13 protein-coding genes are annotated in these 19,284 nt (G+C 52.1%); 7 read left to right on the top strand and 6 right to left on the bottom strand.

The annotated features are described in order from the left end of the window. The first annotated feature begins 104 nt into the window (after window positions 1-104). From recC to EDC28_RS19925, 5 genes are all read left to right on the top strand, one after another. A complete protein-coding gene (recC, locus tag EDC28_RS01580; RefSeq protein WP_123420580.1) occupies window positions 105-3,368 on the top strand; it encodes an exodeoxyribonuclease V subunit gamma in 3,264 nt (1,087 codons plus the stop codon). Then, entirely contained in the window at window positions 3,365-6,973 is a 3,609-nt protein-coding gene (gene recB, locus EDC28_RS01585; protein WP_123420440.1) for an exodeoxyribonuclease V subunit beta, read from the top strand. The genes recC and recB overlap by 4 nt, the downstream gene beginning before the upstream one ends. Next, a complete protein-coding gene (gene recD / locus EDC28_RS01590; RefSeq protein ID WP_123420441.1) occupies window positions 6,966-8,846 on the top strand; it encodes an exodeoxyribonuclease V subunit alpha in 1,881 nt (626 codons plus the stop codon). The genes recB and recD overlap by 8 nt, the downstream gene beginning before the upstream one ends. Window positions 8,847-8,897: 51 nt before the next feature. Then, a complete protein-coding gene (locus tag EDC28_RS01595) occupies window positions 8,898-9,272 on the top strand; it encodes a hypothetical protein (protein WP_123420442.1) in 375 nt (124 codons plus the stop codon). A gap of 135 nt (window positions 9,273-9,407) precedes the next feature. Further along, window positions 9,408-9,812, top strand: coding sequence for a hypothetical protein (locus EDC28_RS19925; protein WP_148049778.1), 405 nt, complete (start codon window positions 9,408-9,410; stop codon window positions 9,810-9,812). Window positions 9,813-10,071: 259 nt separating this feature from the next. On the opposite strand, the gene EDC28_RS01600 is transcribed toward EDC28_RS19925, so the two are convergent. The 6 genes from EDC28_RS01600 to EDC28_RS01625 all read right to left on the bottom strand — a co-directional run bounded on the left by EDC28_RS01600 (window position 10,072) and on the right by EDC28_RS01625 (window position 16,689). Further along, window positions 10,072-10,608, bottom strand: a complete 537-nt coding sequence (locus tag EDC28_RS01600) for a hypothetical protein (RefSeq protein ID WP_123420443.1) — start codon at window positions 10,606-10,608, stop codon at window positions 10,072-10,074. A gap of 546 nt (window positions 10,609-11,154) precedes the next feature. Next, window positions 11,155-12,978 carry a hypothetical protein gene (locus EDC28_RS19930; protein ID WP_148049779.1) on the bottom strand — a complete coding sequence of 608 codons (1,824 nt, stop codon included), beginning with the start codon at window positions 12,976-12,978 and terminating at the stop codon, window positions 11,155-11,157. Window positions 12,979-13,047: 69 nt separating this feature from the next. Further along, window positions 13,048-13,761, bottom strand: coding sequence for a phospholipase D family protein (locus EDC28_RS01610; protein WP_123420445.1), 714 nt, complete (start codon window positions 13,759-13,761; stop codon window positions 13,048-13,050). Between the two features lie 856 nt (window positions 13,762-14,617). Then, window positions 14,618-15,178 (bottom strand): hypothetical protein, encoded by a 561-nt coding sequence (locus EDC28_RS01615; protein ID WP_123420446.1) that lies wholly within the window; start codon window positions 15,176-15,178, stop codon window positions 14,618-14,620. 31 nt (window positions 15,179-15,209) lie between these two features. After that, window positions 15,210-15,890: a tetratricopeptide repeat protein gene (locus EDC28_RS01620; protein WP_123420447.1), complete on the bottom strand. Its 681-nt coding sequence runs from the start codon at window positions 15,888-15,890 to the stop codon at window positions 15,210-15,212. Window positions 15,891-16,026: 136 nt separating this feature from the next. After that, a complete protein-coding gene (locus EDC28_RS01625; protein WP_123420448.1) occupies window positions 16,027-16,689 on the bottom strand; it encodes a type 1 periplasmic-binding domain-containing protein in 663 nt (220 codons plus the stop codon). A gap of 337 nt (window positions 16,690-17,026) precedes the next feature. Between EDC28_RS01625 and EDC28_RS01630 the strand changes: the two genes are divergently transcribed. Beyond that, window positions 17,027-18,577 (top strand): jacalin-like lectin, encoded by a 1,551-nt coding sequence (locus EDC28_RS01630; protein ID WP_123420449.1) that lies wholly within the window; start codon window positions 17,027-17,029, stop codon window positions 18,575-18,577. A gap of 185 nt (window positions 18,578-18,762) precedes the next feature. Next, window positions 18,763-19,167: a thiol-disulfide oxidoreductase DCC family protein gene (locus tag EDC28_RS01635; RefSeq protein WP_123420450.1), complete on the top strand. Its 405-nt coding sequence runs from the start codon at window positions 18,763-18,765 to the stop codon at window positions 19,165-19,167. Window positions 19,168-19,284: the final 117 nt, after the last annotated feature.

The raw sequence follows: 19,284 nt of genomic DNA on the forward strand, positions 1-19,284 counted from the left end.
GAGGGCCCTTGCAGTTGACGGCATTTTGCCTTTTCGGGCAAGTGCTTGGCGCTTTGGGGCCATTCACCGTTAAGATAAGGCAAAGCTTTTACGCCAGGGACTCCATGCAAAGCGGCCTCTCCATTATTCAGGGCAATAAACTCGACGATCTGCGCGATCTGTTGGTGGCCTTCCTGGCCCAAAGCCCCCTTTCCCCCTTGGAAAACGAAACCTTTTTGGTGCAATCCAACGGCATGGCCCAGTGGCTCAAATTAGGCCTGGCCGAGAGCGCCGGCATTTGCGCCGCCGTGGACATGCAGATGCCGGTGCGCTTTCTCTGGCAGGCCTACCGCGCCGTGTTGGGCGCCCACAACGTGCCCCGCCACAGCCCCTTTGATAAACCCCGGCTGCGCTGGCGCCTGCTGCGGCTGTTGCCGGGCCTTGACGGCGACACCTACGCGCCCCTTAAACGCTTTTTGGAAGGCGATGCCGACCAGCGCAAGGCCTGGCAACTGGCCCAGAAAATCGCCGATATCTTCGACCAATACCAAATGTACCGCGCCGACTGGCTGGCGGACTGGGAAGCGGGCTTTGACCGGGTGCTAAGCCCCCGTGGCAAGGTTGAAGAGCTAGGCAGCGAGCACCGCTGGCAACCGGCGCTGTGGCGGGCCTTGATGGCCGATATGCAAAGCGAGCAGACCGGCATTTCCCGCTCGGCGCTGCACCAGCGCTTCTTGGCCGCCGCCAAGGCGTTGCAAAGCCGCCCGGCGGGGCTGCCCAAACGGTTGATTGTCTTTGGCATTTCCTCCCTGCCAAGCCAAGTGCTCGAAGCCTTGGACGCCATCAGCCAGCACTGCCAGGTATTGCTGTTTGTGGCCAACCCCTGCCAGCATTTTTGGGGCGATATCGTCGATGGTCGCGATTTGCTGCGCCTTGAGCAAAAGCGCCAGCAGCGCAAACCCGGCCTGCCGCTAGAGCCCAGCGACGACGAGCTGCACGCCAGCGCCAACCCGCTGCTGGCCTCCTGGGGCAAGCAGGGCCGCGACTACATTGGGCTGTTATCTCGCTACGACGAGCCGGACCACTACCGCGCCGACTTCCAGCAAATTGACTTGTTCAGCGGTTACGGCGATTCAGTACTAGGGCAAATCCAGCAAGACATTCTCGATCTCAACCCGCTGCCCACCGAAAAGCGTGCCAGTACCGACGATTCCATTCGCCTAGTCTCGGCCCACAGCCGCCAGCGGGAAGTGGAAGTGCTGCAAGACTTTCTGCTCACCCAGATGGAAAAGGGCCTGAAACCGCGGGACATCATCGTGATGACCCCGGACATCCAGGCCTACGCGCCCCATATTGAGGCGGTGTTCGGCCAACTGGAATGGCGCGACCCGCGCTTTATTCCCTTTACCCTGTCTGACCGCACCGAGCGCGACGTCAACCCGCTGCTGGTGGCGCTGGATAAACTGCTGACCCTGCCCCAGTGGCGCTTTGCAGTAAGCGATCTGTCCGATCTTCTAGACCTGGCGGCGGTGCGGGCCCGCTTTGGTCTTAGCGAAGCCGATTTGCCGCAACTCAAAGACTGGATAGCCGGCGCCGGTATCCGCTGGGGCCTTAACGGCCAGCAGCGCGCCGCCTTGGGCCTGCCGGCCCTGGAGCAAAACAGCTGGCAGTTTGGCCTTAAACGCTGGCTGCTGGGCTATGCCCAAGGCAACGCCGGCCGCTTTGCCGGCATCGAACCCTATGACGAAGTGGCGGGCCTTGCCGCTGGCGCCGCCGGGAGTCTGGCCGACTTAATTGCGCTGCTGGAAGGTTACTGGCAAGCCTTTGCCCAGCCCCACAGCCCCGAAGATTGGGCGGCGCTGCTGCGCCAGCTCCTTAGCGACCTTTTTACCGCCCAAGACAGCGACGAACGCCTCACCTTAGAGCAGCTCAGCCTGGCCCTGGACGCCTGGCTGGAGCACTGCAGCGAGGCCCATTTTGACAGCGCCATCGAGCTGCACCTGGTGCGCGACGCCTGGCTTGGCATGCTGGACGACGGCGGCCTGGCCCAGCGCTTTTTGGCAGGCTCGGTGAACTTTGCCACCCTGATGCCGATGCGCGCCATTCCCTTTAGGCTGGTGTGCATTTTGGGCCTCAATGACGGCGACTACCCGCGCTCAGTGGCGCCGGTGGATTTCGATTTGATGAGCCTGCCCGGCCAATACCGGCCCGGGGACCGCTCTCGCCGCGAAGACGACCGTTATCTCTTTTTAGAAGCGCTGCTGTCGGCCAGGGATGCGCTCTATCTGTCTTGGGTGGGGCGAAGCGTGCAAGACAACACCGAGCGGCCGCCGTCGGTGCTGCTCGGGCAATTGCTCGATTATTTAGAAGGGGGCTGGCAGCAGCCACCGGCCATTATCCAGCACCCCTTGCAGCCCTTTAGCCGCCGCTACTTTGAGGGCGGCGCGCTCACCAGCTTTGCCCGGGAATGGCGCCAGGTGCTGGATACCCCCGAGCTTGAAGCCAGCCACAGCGTAGCGCCGCTCACCGAAACGCCAGCAGCCGATCTCAAGCTGTTGGCCAAGTTGTTGCGCTCCCCCTGCCAGCTGTTTTTTAACGAACGGCTCAAAATTTACTTGGGCAACGAGCAACAAGTGCTGGCCGAAGACGAGCCCTTTACCTTAAACGCCCTGGAGCAATACCAGCTTACCGACCAACTGCTGGCCGCCAGCCTGGACGGCACTTTAGATAGGGAACTCGAGCGCCTCAAAGGCAGCGGCACCCTGCCCCTGGCCGGTTTTGCCGAACCGGCCATAGGTGGCGTGGTGGAAGCAGCCACCGAGCTTGCCGCCAAGGCGCAAGGGCTGCTGGCCAGCTACCACCCGGCCAAGGCCCTGGAGCTGGCCACCGGCGGCTTTGCCGACTGGCTGGAAGTAAGGCAGAGCAACAGCGGCGATAAGCTGCAATTACAATTGCGCCCCACCAGCGTGTTGGCTGGCAACAAGGTGAAATACCACGCCCTGCTGCGGCTCTGGGCCGGGCATTTGTTGGCAAACGGCACCGGCCACCTGGTGGACAGCAAGCTCTTGGCCCCCGACGCCGAGCTGCACCTGGCCCGTGGGCCCTTGAACGCCGCCCCCATTCTGGCCGCCTTTAAAGCCGCCCTTAACGGCCCGTTGCCGGTGGCGCCCCGCACCGCCTTTGCCTATCTGGCAGCGCTGGATAAAGGCGAAGAGGCCGCCATCGCTGCCGCCCAAAAGGCTTATGACGGCGACGATTTCAGCCCCGGCGAGCGAGAGCAAGACCTTTACTGCGCCCGCGCTTACCCAAGCTTTGCCGATATGGACACAGACCACTTCAAGGCCCTGGCCCAAAGCCTGTACGCGCCGCTGACGGAGGCCGTGCAATGAGCCAGCACCTTAACCCCCTGACCTTTCCGCTGTTTGGCACCCGGCTTATTGAAGCCAGCGCCGGTACCGGCAAAACCTTCACCATTGCCGCCCTTTACTTGCGGCTGGTGCTTGAAGGGCTGACCCCGCCACAAATTCTGGTGGTGACCTTCACCGACGCCGCCACCAAAGAGCTCAAAGACCGTATTCGTGCCCGGCTGGTGGAAGCGGCCAAGGTGTTTCGCGGCACCTTGGCGGGCGACCCTTTGGTCTCGGCCCTTAAAAGCCAATATCCAGAGGAGCAGTGGCCGGGCTGCGCCCGCCGCCTGGAGCTGGCCGCCCAGTGGATGGACGAAGCCGCCGTGTACACCATTCACGGCTGGTGCAACCGCATGCTGGCCACCCACGCCTTTGCCGCCGACAGCCTCTTTGAGCTGACCCTGGAAACCGACCAGCGCCACCTCTTTGAGCAGGTACTGGCCGATTACTGGCGCAGCCAGTATTACCCCCTGGCCGATGTGTCGGTGGTGGCAGAGCTGTGGAACAGCCCTGCCAAGCTCCATGCCGCCATTCGCCCCTGGCTGCCCTGGGCCGAGCCACCGGTGGTGAGCGCCAGCGATGTGCTGCTAGAGCTTAGCGAGCGCCAGCAGGCTTTGCTGGCGCCGGTGAAAGACCTGTGGCGCAATTTGCTGGACGACTTTAGTGCCGCCATGCTGGCCGCCCACGCCAATAAGGATTTCAACGGCAACAAGGTCCGTCTCGCCACCTTGGAAGGCTGGTTGGCGGCCCTGAAAGCCTGGGTAGACTCCGACGCCCTGCTGCCCGAGATCTCCGACAAGCACTGGGAGCGCTTTAGCCCGGCGGGGCTCGCGGACGCCGCCAAGGCCAATGTGGCCATCATCAACCACCCCGGCATCGACGCCCTGGGGGCCATCCTTGCTGCCCGCGCCAAGCTGCCCAAGGCCGATATCGATTTGGCCAAACACGCCGCTGGCTGGATAAAGGCCCGGCTGGAACAAGAAAAACACCAGCGCGCCACCTTGGGCTTTGACGATCTCCTTACCCGCCTCGACCAGGCCCTGCAAAAAGGCCCGGAGCTTAGCGAGGTGATCCGCCGCCAATACCCCATCGCCCTGATTGATGAATTCCAAGACACCGACCCAACCCAGCTGCGGATCTTCGCCAACATCTATGACCTTGAGAATGCCGGGGAAGAAGGGGACTTTTTAGACGAACAAAAAAGCCGTTCTGGCGTGATGAGCGAAGCCGAGGCGCTTAACGCCGCCAGCACCAGCGCAGCAGGCAGAACCGGGCTGTTTTTGATTGGGGACCCCAAACAAGCCATCTACGGGTTTAGGGGTGCCGACATCTTTACCTATCTCAAAGCCCGCCGCGCCACCGCTGGCCGCCACTACCACCTGGACACCAACTACCGCTCCACCCAGGGGCTGGTCAGCGCCGTCAACCAGGTATTTAGCCACCAGCCCAACAGCTTTTTGTTTGACGAAATTCCCTTTGAGGCCGTCAAGGCCAATGGCCGCAAAGAGCAGCTGGTGATGAACGGCGCGCCGGTACCGGCCATGACCGGCTGGCATTTGGCGCTGGATAGCGCCGTGTCGGGCGGCCAATACCGCAAGCTGATGGCCGAGCGCTGTGCCAGCCAGATGGTGGCCATGCTCAATAGCGACGCTGCCTTTAAAAGTGAAGACACACTCACCCCGCTTCGCCCGGCCGATATGGCGGTGCTGGTACGGGGCCGGGGCGAAGCCGACGCCATTCGCGCCGCCCTGTTTGCCCGAGGCGTGGCGTCGGTGTACCTGTCGGACAAAGAATCGGTGTTTGCCTCCGGCGAGGCGCGGGATTTGCTGGCGCTGCTGGCCGCCTGCGCCGAACCCGAAGACGGCCGCTTGCTGCGCGCTGCCCTGGCGGCACCGGTGTTGGCGCTGAGCCTTGGCTGGCTCGATACCCTCAACCAAGACGAGCTGCTGTTTGAGCAGCAAGTGGAGCGCTTTAAAGGCTACCAGTTGCGCTGGCACCAGCGCGGGGTGCTGCCGATGCTGCGCCAACTTTTAAGCGATTTTTCGATTCCGGCGCGGCTCCTGGCAAGCCCAGGCGGTGAGCGGTCCCTTACCAACCTGTTGCATCTGGCGGAACTGCTGCAAGGGGCGGCGGCCAAGCTCGACGGCGAGCAGGCGCTTATTCGTTATCTAAGTGAGGCGGTGGCCGACCCGGCGGCGGGCGACGAAGACATTCTGCGCCTGGAATCGGACGCCGATCTCGTCAAAGTCATCACCATCCATAAATCCAAGGGCCTGGAATACCCGCTGGTGTTCCTGCCCTTTGTGATGGGTTACCGGGAAGAAGACCGCCAGGGCCCTTACATCCGCTACCACGACGACAGCGGCAAGGCGGTGCTGGACGTAGAGAAAACCGACGGCGCCTACGCCATAGCCGAAAAAGAGCGCCTGGCCGAAGATATGCGGCTTTTATATGTGGCGCTCACCCGCCCCCGCCACGCCTGCTTTTTGGGGCTGGCGCCGGTGAAAATGCAGCGCCACGGCAAGAAGGGCGAGAACGATTTGCACCGGGGCGCCTTCGGATATCTGTTGACCGGCGGCAACCCCATCGACAACGGCGCTGTGGGCGAGGCATTTGCCAGGCTCGCCGCCGGTTGCAGCGATATGGTGCTAAGCGCCGCGCCTGACGTAACCGATGCTCAGTACCAGCCGAAAACCCAGCCCTTGGCCCTGGTGGCGGCCCGCGAATTTAAGGCGCCACCGGCCGAGCGCTGGTATATCGCCTCTTACTCGGCGCTGCGCACCCAGGACTGGCAAAGCGATATCGCCACCCCCTTGGCGGAAAACCTCAATAACCCCGACGAGGAACAAGAAGCCCAAAGCAAGGCGCTGTCAGACTCCATCCACCAGTTTCCCCGTGGCCCCGGCCCCGGCACCTTTTTGCATGGCCTGTTTGAATGGGCCGCCGACGAAGGCTTTGGCAAGGTTACCGAGCCCCAGGCGCAAAAGCTGCTGGCCCAGCGCCTCACCCAAAGAGGCTGGGAGCAGTGGCTGACGCCCCTGGTTAACTGGTTTGTGGCGCTTATCAATAAACCGCTGCCGCTGCCAAACGGCGAGGCGGTGGCCCTAGGCGCCCTTAACAGCTACCAGGCGGAGATGGAGTTTTGGTTCTCGGCCAAGCATGTGGATTTGCAGAAAATGGACATGCTGGTACACCGCCACATCCTCGGCGGCCACGGCCGGCCCATGCTCAGCCCCGGCGAGCTGAACGGCATGCTCAAGGGCTTTATCGACTTGGTGTTCGAGCACAATGGCCGCTACTACGTGCTGGATTACAAATCCAACCACCTAGGGGACGGCGACAGCGCCTACAGCCAGCAGGCCATGAGCGAGGCCATTCGCGAAAAACGCTACGATCTCCAATACGTGATTTATCTGTTGGCCCTGCACCGCCTGTTAAAATCGCGCATCCCCGATTACGACTACGACCAGCACCTGGGCGGCGCCGTGTATTTATTCCTGCGCGGCGGCCACTGTTACTTAGACCGCCCCCAGCGCGAACTTATCGAGGGCTTAGACGCCATGTTCGAGGGAGACACCCATGCTTGAGTTACTGGATGCCTGGGTAGAACGGGGCTGGCTGCGCCGCATCGACCGCGCCTTGGTGCGCTGGCTTAAAGAGCTGGAGCCCAGCACCCCAGAGCCGCTGCTGCTGGCCGCCGCCCTTTGCTCCCACCAATATGGCCGTGGCCATATCTGCCTGGATTTAAGCGCCACCTTATTGGATGCCGACGCCACCCTCTCCTTGCCGCCCGAGGGCGATGTGGGGGAAGAGATGCCCACCAAGCCGTCGGAGCTTTTAGAGGGCAGCCAGCTTGAAAGCTGGCTGGCGGCCATCAAGGGATCGCCACTGGTGAACAGCGAGGCAAGCCCCCTGGTGCTGGTGGAAAACCGCCTCTACCTGCGCCGCAATTACCGCTTTGAGCAAGCGGTGGCTGGCCATATCAGCAGCCGCCTTGCGCCCATGGAAGTGAGCCCCGAGCTTAAACCACAGCTGGACGCCCTCTTTAGCGCGCCGGGGCTCGATTGGCAAAAGCTCGCCTGCGGCCTTGCCTTTCGCATGCCCTTTACCATCATCACCGGCGGCCCCGGTACCGGTAAAACCACCACTGTGGTGCGCCTGTTGGGCCTTAAGCAGCAGTTGGCCCTGGCCAGCGGCCAAAAGCTGCGTATTGGTCTTGCGGCCCCCACCGGCAAGGCAGCGGCAAGGCTGACCGAATCCATTCGCGGCGCCGTAGAAAAGCTGGCGCTGCCTCAGGATGTGAAAGCAGCCATTCCGGTGGAAGTGACCACCCTGCATAAACTGCTGGGCGTTATTCCCCAAAGCCGCCACTTTCGCCACCACCACCAAAACCCGCTGCATCTTGATTTACTGGTAGTGGACGAAGCCTCGATGGTGGACTTGGAGATGATGAGCGCCCTTTTAGACGCCCTGCCCGCCTCGGCCCAGCTCATTTTGCTGGGGGATAAAGACCAGCTTGCCTCGGTAGAAGCCGGCTCGGTGCTCGGGGACTTGTGCCAAGGGGCCGATCTGGGTGGTTACGACACCGACACCCAGCGCTTTCTAGAAAGCCTTTGCGGCGAAAGCCTGGCGGCCTTTACCCAAGGGCAAAGTGCCCTCGCCCAATGCCGGGCCATGCTCAGGGTCAGCCACCGCTTTGGTAGCGATTCCGGTATAGGCCAACTGGCGCGGGCGGTAAACCTCGGCCAAAGCGAAGCGGCGCTCAAGCTGCTGCGTGAGAACCGCGACGATTTAAAGCTCTTGCCCATCAAAGACGACGGCGTGGCCCTGTCTCGCCTCGCTATCGAAGGTTACCGGGGTTACTTGCAGGTGCTGAGTGCCGAGCGCGGCAGCGAGCGCGATACTTGGGCCGCCAAGGTGCTGGCTGCCTTTGGCCGCTTTCAAATGCTCTGCGCCCTAAGAAAAGGCCCCTTTGGGGTGGAAGGGTTAAACCAAGAAATTGCCGAGGCCTTAAAAGCCAACGGCCAGTTGGAGGCCGACCACGGCTGGTACGAGGGCCGCCCGGTACTGGTAACCCGCAATAACTACACCCTGGAACTGATGAACGGCGACGTGGGCATTTGCCTGCGGGTAGTAGAAGCCGACGGCAGCCAGCGGCTACGGGTCGCCTTCCCGGTGGTGGGCGGCATCAAGTGGGTACTGCCCTCGCGCCTTAGCGACGTGGAAACCGTGTTTGCCATGACGGTGCATAAATCCCAAGGCTCGGAGTTTGACCACACCGTGCTGGTGCTGCCCGACACCCTAAGCCCGGTACTCACCCGCGAGCTGGTTTATACCGGCATTACCCGCGCTAAGCGTTGTTTTACCCTGGCGGCGCCGAAGTTGGGATTATTGGCGGCGGCGGTGGAGAGGAAGGTTGAGAGGGCTTCAGGCCTTCGAGAAGCATTCAGCCAAGGCTGAATGCTTCTCGGTGTAACAGTACATGGAACCAAGAAAACAGAAGGATAGAGCGTGGACTTCAAAGAAGAAAACCCTTCAAGGCCGACGCAGCGTTTTCTGATGGCCAGTTTCATTCCCTTAGTCATCATAACCTTTTTGTTAAAATTGGAGTTCCCTTACGTCGATACCGGTTATTGTGTGGTGGTGCTCTTTTCAGTTTGGCTGTCTTACAAGATACCTGCGCTGGACAAACCCAACAGCCATACTCTTTGGGTATCAAGAGTTGTACTGCTGATCATGTGCCTGCTGTTATTGCTGACAAGCTACCTGTTTCGTATCCATGCCTACCCCTTCTACCAGATGACAGGGCTCGTCTACATCGCCTTTTATATAGGTACCCTGGTCAATACCTCTTTTGGCGATGATGACCTTGATACCTTTGACTGATGTTTGAATAGCTTAGAGGCTTTAGGCCCACCAACGCCGCCCCAGTAAAAGTGGCTGAAGAACGGAATCTTTTATTATCGTTGTGATTTAATTTATAACGAAAACGATATTGTCTATTTATCAAGGATGATTGTGGTGGAAATGAAACGGATAGGTTGGAAAGTTCTTTTCTTTATTATGCTTGCAACTACCCTTGCTGGCACGTTTTCTGACTTAACTTCGCCAGATATTTTGAAGCCTACACATCCGATATGGATATCCATATTGGTTATGGTTAGCGATTACTTCCTATTAGTTTCAAGTTATTGCTATGCATTTGAAAAATATATAATAAGAAGCATTAATTTCTGGAAGGTAATGTTGTCTATTTCGATATTTTCAAATCTTACCGTCTTTTATTATGCCTATTCTCGACCTGGCGCTTACCAGCTTGACGAAGTGGCTGTATCACTGCCTATTTCAATTGCTACCCTTATTATTTTCTCACTACCAACTTATCTTTATTTCTCTCAAGATCTAAAAAAGGGAGTGGTGAGATGAGAAGCCCGGCCGCAACCGGGCTTTTCACATAACCTGTAATAAACTCATCCAACCTATGGCCATTTCACCGCACTTACTACAATCGTGCTAAGCCTCGACCGCCCAAACGCTCAACCAAGTTGGCCGCTCGCACTAGCTCTATCGTGCGAGAAAGCACGGAGGTTGCTATTCGTTCGCAGCCTTCGTTCCAACACTTTGACTTTATATTCAAAGTGACTGCCTTCTATAACTAGTTGGAAAAATCCAACGGATATATTTCTTAAGATCCCTTGTCATTACCATACATAGCAACCTGGTAAGTCTCACTGAAATTGTTAATTAACCTATCCAGAAAAACCAAGTTGATTTCGTTAGGCTTTATTTTAGCCCCGGTACTGACTTCATTTCTGTATCGAACCAGCTTATCTTTGTCTCTTTCCCAAAACCCAATGTTTGCCTCTACGAAATCATTCCACTTTATTGGAAACTTCGCTTGCATTTCAGAAGAAACCAGGCTCAATTTAGCATTATTAATTGCAGACTGATAGTCTCCAGACAAGGCTCTCATTTGAGCTAAATGCCACCTTAGAGATATTTCTTTATTCTGGGTTTCTTTTATATAAAAGCTAATCAGATTAGCGGCCTCAAGAAAGCACTTCTCCTTTTCAAGAGCCCTGAATCCTTCACCCATGGTTTGGTCAAATTTTTCATAAGTCAGCTTTGCATCAGTCGCTAAGTGCTGCTCATAGAGATTAGAACAATTGTCAGCCAGTGCATTAAATGAGATGAAAAGCAGAGCGAAAAACACTCTCAACATATAGAACCCCTTGTTTTGTCACTCAGTTTATATTGACTAGTCACATCATAAATTAAATTATTAGGCCATAAGAAGTTGATTTATCTAGACACCGAATTTTTATAAATACCCCATCCGCAGAGCCTACCCACCGGACAATGAACTCCCCATATCTCCAACTAATTTATTGGCAAAATACAGCGAATAAGTTGTCAACCATCCCTGGCGGCTCATTCCGGCTCGTACTTCCTGTACTCGCACTCAGCAGCCCCCAAATAACTGTTCCTAATTGTGAGCCACCCTATATAGCTACAGCCCGCGAAAACATGGGCTTCGTAGGCTGCCCAAGGTGATCTACTATTTGGCACAGCTATTTAGGCAGCCACCTCACATCCTGTCTCGGCTGTCCCTCCACTCCCTCCCGCGAGGCGCTGCACTTAACGGGCGGAAGAGCTACACCAAGAGCCTGGAGATTGCTTTTCGTTCTCGGCCTTATCTATAAATTTTTTATTTTTAAAAAAGATTAAAGTTTGGTGTCCTCTATAAATCCCAATAAGTAAAAATAGTTCATTCGCTACCAACAACATAAAAATCCGCAGACAAACCATTAATAGCATTTTTTGCATTAACCAATACAGCGTCTAATTGCTTTCGTATTTTAGTATCAAATCCATCATTATATGAATTTTTAGTTATATGGGGCTGGATTACTATAACCTTATACTTCGTTTGAGACTCTTTAATTGTATTCAACTCTAACAAAAAGTCCTCAGGATTCATTTCCTGATTATCAAACCAACACTTCTTCTTAGATAGACTACCTCGTCCCTTTAATTCTTCATATAGATTCTTTCTTCTAACATGACGCATATTCTTCACCGCTTGTGCAACAACAGTGTCAAAAACACCAACTGAAAGTTTTCTTTCTTTCCTATCTGAACCGGCTGCCTTCACATGAATCAAGCTAATATAATAAACATCATCCTTCTTTCTCATATGTATAAAATCTGCGATCTCTCCACTTCCATCGTCACAAAAGAACCATCCCTTTTGATTGTCACTGAAGCAACCATTTTTCTCCATCCATGCACTATTCCAATTAAGCCGAACCCAAGAAAATAACGAGTCATCTCTTCCTATCAGACTAAAATCAGGTCGTCTTGGATCGCTGCCAGGCTTTTCCTTAATTACACTATAGCGAGAGAAACCGTGCCAAATAAATCCATCAAAAACAACATCTCGATATTCATTTTCAAAGGCTAGGCCACCAATGATTGAATGACCAGACTCATACCAACATTTAATCAAGTGAGGATAATGAGAAAATAGCCTTTCAACCCTTCTGAACTTATTTTTATTTTTATTTTTAGATAACTCTGTTACAGAAATCTTTGTGAAACTTATTGAGTAGTCTTCTATTTCAGGATACGCAGTCAAGACCGCAACTTTATTACTACTTTCAAGAATATCAATAGATACAACACAGCCATTTAATATCGAACTTGGCGAGGTTGACGGAACAATAACAAACTCACTTTCAATATTTTCTATTAGCTCCCTATCTTGAACACACTCTTCAGGAATAAAATCTTTATCGATTAAAGAAAAATCATAATAACCTTGTAGATCTGTAATATCATCGATGGGATAAGCAAGTATACTTATCGGCTTTTTTCTTCTGGTCACACTCCGATTAAGCTTGTCCAATATTTCAACAACTTGGTTCTCAAAACTACTCCAACTACCACACTTACCTTTCCATATAACTGACTTAAAAGGATTTATACCTACAGATGTTTCATTCTCACTTTTAGTTCGAACGGCAGACATCATAAAGAATTGGTCAACGATTGGATCAAGTTTATCAGCAAGCTCTTCACCTCCAATTGTTTTGGATTTTGGCATGAACGGACTATTACCAGATACACTTTGCATCCAAAGAGTTCTAATATCCTCTTCATTAATAAATAGATCATTCAAAGTAGCAAGAGAAACTGGTCTTAGATTTGAGAAATAATTTGTCTTGATTAAAGCCTTTCTTAATTTCTCTTTTAATTCACCCTGAGAAAAATGAATGGCAACAAACGAACCATATTGAATAAAGATTGCAACGTGCTGCTCTAAATTACTATTTGGAGATAACTGCCACCAAGAAGGTTTCTTATCTAACTGATATGTATATAGACGAACCATCAATGATTCGACATCACCATTTGATTCATAATATTGCGAGTTTTCACTATAGTTACTTCCGTCTTTGAAATCATCTATCCAGTTCCAAAACTGAATAACTGTATCATCTAAAGCATAGCTTTTATTTTTAGTTTCACAGAGCAAGACAGACATATATGGAGATATTTGACTCAAAGAAATTATTTTATCATCTTGCATCTAATGAACCTTTTCAATTATAAGAAAACTGACAACTTCCATTTCTAAAATAAATATAAAAAGCAATACTCACATATATATTTCATCCGGCCACAAAAAATACCCGCCAAAGCGCTTACTCATGCGGAACTCACCACCCGCTTCTTTACCTTTTTCGGTGATGAAGTGCTTATCGCCTTTGAGTTCCAGGTAACCGGCGGTTATCAGTTTGTCGAGCATCTCGGCAGTTTTCAGGCCGTGTTTCTGGGCGAGCTTGGAGGTGGTGAGTTTGCTGTGTTGTTCTTCGTCTTCGCCCTCTTCGCTGGCTTCTTCGGCTTTGGGGGGCTCTTGGGCCACCACCTTTTCCAGAGACATGCGCACTTCATCGCTGATGCGGATAATGCGCTGGGCTTCTTCATAGGCGTCTTTGAACAGCTCGGCGTCGTCATCCCGCTCGATGAGGATGCCCATCTCGTTGTTGTTGATCTGGCTGAACTCGTAGAGGTTAAGGCTGGTAACGATGCACATCTGCTCGTTGAGGTAGCACTTGGCGTGAAGGTTCTTGCAGAAGCTGGTGCGCACAAAGTCGAGCTTGTTAAGCCAGCTGATCTCTTCTGGTTGCAGCTCCACCTTGCCATAGACAATGCGCACATCAATCTTGAGGCGGTTCTTGTCTTCCAACAGCTCTTTAATGCGGTCGTTGAGCTTGAGGTAGGGGCTAATGAGGATCAGGCGATCACGGGCGCCTTTGATCAGCTCTTCCAGAAAGTAATTGGTGGCACTGGTATTGAGAAACTTGGCCATAGCGTCTTCCACTGACTTGGCCCGGGGCGGGTGAGTACGGCAGCCTGTCCCTGGCACTTGTTCACTAGGCATTAAGGTGACAAGGCGAGAACTAAAATGCAAGAAAAATGCACGGAAACTGACCTGTCATCTTATACGGCTACCCGAACAGCCGAAAAGCCACAAAGCTATCGACGGAATATAGCTATCGCGCTAACATTTCAAAGCACCTAAAGTGCAGAAACAACCTTTCTTCTTGTTGGTAAATTAACATGCAACTAGTATTCAACTATTCATGGATGAATAGTGAGATATTTAAAGAAGACCTACTAATAAAGAACTATTATAACTTCATCAATCCCGACACCCAGATGCCGTTTAAAATGAGTAGAAGAAAAATTCAATATAAAAATACTTATCTGGCTGAGTAAATTATCATGGGTAAATTAGTTTTTTACGCCTCTGTGCTGCTCCTTACGGGGTGCCTTTACCAAGGTGAAGGCATTGCTGTTTTTGGCATAGAGAATAACACTCCTTATCCAGCTCACTATACCGTTACCTGGGATAACACTTCTACACTGTCACAAGGCAAACTTGGCCAGGGCGAACATATTGAATGGACATCGGGAATGCGGTCACATAGCCAGAGCGACTCAATGGTAAAATCGGTCTCTTCCGTACAGATAGACTTCCCAAATAGCTGCACAGTTACGCTTGGCCAAGGAGAGATTTACCAAAGCACAATCCAAAGCCAATACACGCTTTTGTTTTCAGAGGCGTTGAAAAAGTGCCAGTGAAAAATATCAAAGAGTTAAGTGACGACCGCCACTAAAAGATGTACTCGCACCAGTTCGTTATCAAGTTTGGGAAATAATGCCTACTCTCTATTCTGGCGACGGATGTATTGGTTAACCTCTTCCACTTCTTGATGACTACCTCTACCTAAGATCCGAGCAACACTGGGATCATCACAGTAATAGATATCTTGCATCCATGCGGTGTAATGGATCCGGTTTATCAACAAAGTCATAGAAGGGCAACGCGTATAACCTGCTTCTTCCGCTTTTGTTTCCCAGTATTGTGTTAGTGCCAAAGGCCCGAAGAACAAAGAGGCAAGAGAAACTAAACACACACCTACCATTATTTTATTAAAGAACTGTGCCACTTTGTGGTCTTCCAATCCCTTAATCTTGAAATAGGCACTAAACGGTACAAAAAATAATCCTGGTAAAAAAACTAAGACAGCTGAGAGACAATAGTCAACAGTGCTATCGATGACAATTAAAGATCCTTTTTCTGCTAGCAGTTTATTTATGAAGGCATTCTCGAAAAAAAGGTACCAGCCGCAAAAAGCCAGCAGTAAAAAAAATAAAGGCATTAGAAAAATGACTGCGAGTATAGTTTTAGTATTCTGATTCAACTTAATAAAAAACACCATCTGAAAACCCTAAGAACTCATCTATGTAAGATTAGTTTTCACAAATCCCAAAACTATCAAAGCCATGCTGGTTGTTAGCAATACATTCCCATTCCTCACTGGCTTTTTTATCAGCTGGCACGTTAAAACCCTGGCCCACAATACGCGCGAGCGTCAGCTGTGCGACTTTGTTGTTTTGCTCAGCGGCGCGCCTTAACCAATAGTAAGCTTGAAGATTATCTTGTTTAATGCCGTCATCACCATGCAGATAAAAAGTACCAAGCAAGTATTGCGATGTTTCCAACCCTGCGCTTGCACTCTCTGTAAGTAATTTAACACCTTTATCTGTATCCAATGGCACAGCCCCCGGTGCAGACTCTTGCAGGTAAATCAACGCCAGTAATTCTTTGCTTCTTGGCTCTTTGTCTTTTGATTCATTTAGTAGAATAAGAGCTTTTGATATATCTTTCTTAGTACCAGTCCCTTTTAACAATATTTCACCATATCGATATTGAGCTATCGGATAGTGAAGTTCTGATGATTTTTCTAGCAAACTTAAAAACTGGTTATATTCATCAGTGCCCGGTGTAACATTGTCTTGCATCCGGACAGCTTTTTCGAAAATAGCTTCTCCATTTTCAGGACCACTACTATCACTGCAAGCAGTGATAAAAATGCTTGCAACGATTATCGACATTATCAAATAGATATTTAACTTATTTTTGGCACTCATACTTAGAAATCCACTTTCAAATAAAGTAAAGCCGTACTATACATACCGCTGCTGTTAAGTTTATCTGAGTCTAGAATTGTGATTCCAACTTTCTCTTTCGATAATTGGGGATGACAATAGTTAATAACGAGATCATTTACTTTTTTACTGCGGAGAAGTAGTCATCAGGATCAAGCTTTTCTTCAAGATACGCACCTATTATTTTAGGGGCGCGGCCGTAATCAGTACTGATCCGTAAGTAGTCCAATCGAACAATAACTAAAGCCGATTTCATACCTTTGTCTGAATCCTTGATTTTCAGATCTAAACTTTCAACGAGGTCTCTTACTCCACGAAATAACGCTATTTCACTGCCTTCTTGAATAAGAAGACCTAACAAATACGCGCCTGACGCTCTGCCTATATTACGGCTATTTATCCCACTCACAGGCTGTATTGGTGCCATAGCCTTGGACACGCCCTGAGGATAAACTGGCTTTCCCTTCCAAGCAGCCCTCTCCGCACTGACAGCCATACCATGTGCGAAGCCACGATCTAATGACTCTAAAGCCGCCTGCTTTTTCTGCGCACCAACAGGCTTAGTTGCATTACTGCTTAATGGCCCAGCAAAGCGATTAGGATTTTTATTTAATAGTGTTGCTGGAAGCCCTTTATCCATCCCTTGATTTAAAACTTCACTGTCTATTTTTATGCAATACTTCTTTATTTGGTCAACAGGGAATAAATAATTAGAGAAATCTCTACTAAAAGGTATGATTTCTTTATCAGTCACTATAGAAATATTTTTAACACTGGACATTAGCATATCCTTATGCTTAGCTTCAGATAACTGTCATGATAAGTATCAAAATGAAAAAAATAAAGTTTCTCGCCTAACTTAGTAAAACCATGAACACTAATTTTCGCTTTACTGATGAAGTTAGAAGAGAACCTCTTCACATAAAACGACACCGACTCTGCTGTTGAAGCCTGCTCATTTTGAACCACTCTATAGGCCCACAGCGACTGGCTTACGGGAACCGCTACAACAGAGCTTCACTCATGAATGATTTTCAACCAAATGTCATGGAAACCTGCAGGGATTTATCCCATGGTTAGCGAGCACATTTAGGTGCAACACATTCAAGGAGTGAACCATGTCCAGCCAATTATCCCCTTCTTCGGCCAAGACAACCGCCGAAGTCTCTGTAAAATCTGCCGTTTTCGCCTCGCCGCCCATGGCCCTGTTTCAGGGCTACAACAGCGTGCTGGGCTCTGGCCTTTCCACAGCGGTAGAAGGCCAGTTCACCAACACCGGCGGGCAAAGTGAAGTGAGCTGCTCGGTCTGTATGACCACAGAGGAGTTGGCAAAATCGTTGTCTATCGATCAATCGCTCTCGGTGGGCTTTGGGCCGATGGGTAGCGTTGACCAGAAGCTCGAATTTATGTCGCAACTGAAGGTAACCACCCACAGCGTTTCGGTCACCGTCTACGCCAGCCATGAAATAGGTAGCGAGAGTATTACCGATGTAGCCTTCAAAAAAGGCATTGAGATCCCCACCAACGACCAGCAGGCCAATGAGTTTGTGCAGTATTACGGCGACTCTTTTGTTTCACGCCTGGCCAGCGGCGGCGAATACATGGCGGTTTACACCTTCTTTTCTGAGACCCGGGAAGAACAAACCTCCGTGGTAAGCAGCCTTAAAGCCAACGGGGTCTTTGATGGCGTGACCGTCGGCGGCAGCTTGCAGGTGGCCATGTCTAACTTCCTGAAAACCACCAATGTGAACTACTCCTTCCATCAGCGCATTACCGGGCATCGCAATCCGCAGTTGCCCAAGCCTGAAGAATTTATCGATTTTGCCGTGAAGTTCCCTTCTGTTCCGGTTGATGCGCCGGTGATCATCGGCATCTCGTCCAATGGCTATGAAAACGTACCGGGCGCTGGCAGCGGCTTTGCGAAAGTGCGTAAAAACCGGCTCTACTTTACCGGCTCCGGGATCCAGCAAGGCCTGACCGATAGCCTGGTGAAAATTACCGAAGCCAAAAACCAAATGAGCTGGCTGGCCGGCGTTTATGAGGTGTACGGGAATTTTAACGACGAGGCGCTCAAGGCCAATACCAAAACGGCTACCCATGATATCGACATCATCCAGACGCAGATGAGCGAGTACGCCACCGACCCCACCGCCGATTTTCAGCCGCCCACGCTGCCTTCACTGCAAAACGGCAGCCCGGAACTGAGCTTCGATGTGATGTATAGCCCGCAATGGGGTGGCAGCGGTGGTGGCCCCTTTGACGACGTAAACATCAACACCTACATCCGCAACAAGACCCGCATCAGCTCAATTGGCTTGCGAACCGGCGCCCGCACCGATCAGCTGCGCACCACTTATGCCAGCGACAACGCCAGCGATGAAACTAAAGTGCACGGTGGCAACGGCGGCGGTGACCAAGGCACCCTGCAATTACTGCCAGGGCAGTTTGTCACCAAGGTTTGGGGCCGCAGCGGTTCTAGGGTTGACCAACTTCATATCCAAATCACTGGCGGCAATCAAATCGGTGGTAGTGGCGGCGGTGGCGGCCCTTACGATTGGACACCTCCCGCTGGTGCTTTTGTGCTGGGGTTTGCCGGCAGGTCGGGAGCAGAGATAGATGCCATCAAAGTGAGCTACGCCAAGTTCAATCCGGCTAAATGGAATAAATAACTCATCATGCCGCCGGTTGTTTCAAGCCGGCGGCTTTTTGCATCTGGTACAACCAACTTGCAAAAAAGCTTTCAAATCCAACCAATTAAAACTGATATCCAAGCGGCCTTTCTTGCTGGAACCTAGCCACCTGCCAAACCTAACGCCGCGCCTTTGCGTATACCCTGCGCAAAAGGAGGTTCACTTTGCCAACCCTTATTCTCTTCTTTGACGGCTATTGCCCGCTTTGCGTTAACGAGGTGCGGCATTTGCGCCGCCTGGACAGGCGCGGCGCTTTGCGGTTTGAAGATATTCAGCACCCGGATTTTGCCAAGCACTGGCCGCAGATTGATAAAACCGAGGCCAGCCGCATTTTGTTGGGGCTGGATAATGGGACACTTATCAAAGGCCTGGATGTGACCCACAGGGCCTGGTCTTTGGTGGGGCGAGGTTGGTTGACGGCGCCGCTGCGCTGGCCATTGCTGCGCGGCCTGGCTGACCGGCTTTATCTGTGGTTTGCCGCCAATCGCTACCGAGTGTCGGGTTGGTTGCTGCCTGGCGCTGGCTGCACCGATGGCCGTTGCCAGCCGCCACGCCGCCCCGAGAAATAATGCCCTGCCGGTAAATGCAGGGCGCTTTTATCGAGCCCAACAGTCACCCAAGGCTCACCAGTGTGAGCCGCCAGAACCGCTCACAGTATCTCTTCATCACCCCACCACTATCTATTC

Origin of the sequence: Gallaecimonas pentaromativorans, from assembly GCF_003751625.1 — a bacterium.
GTDB classification, from domain to species: domain Bacteria; phylum Pseudomonadota; class Gammaproteobacteria; order Enterobacterales; family Gallaecimonadaceae; genus Gallaecimonas; species Gallaecimonas pentaromativorans.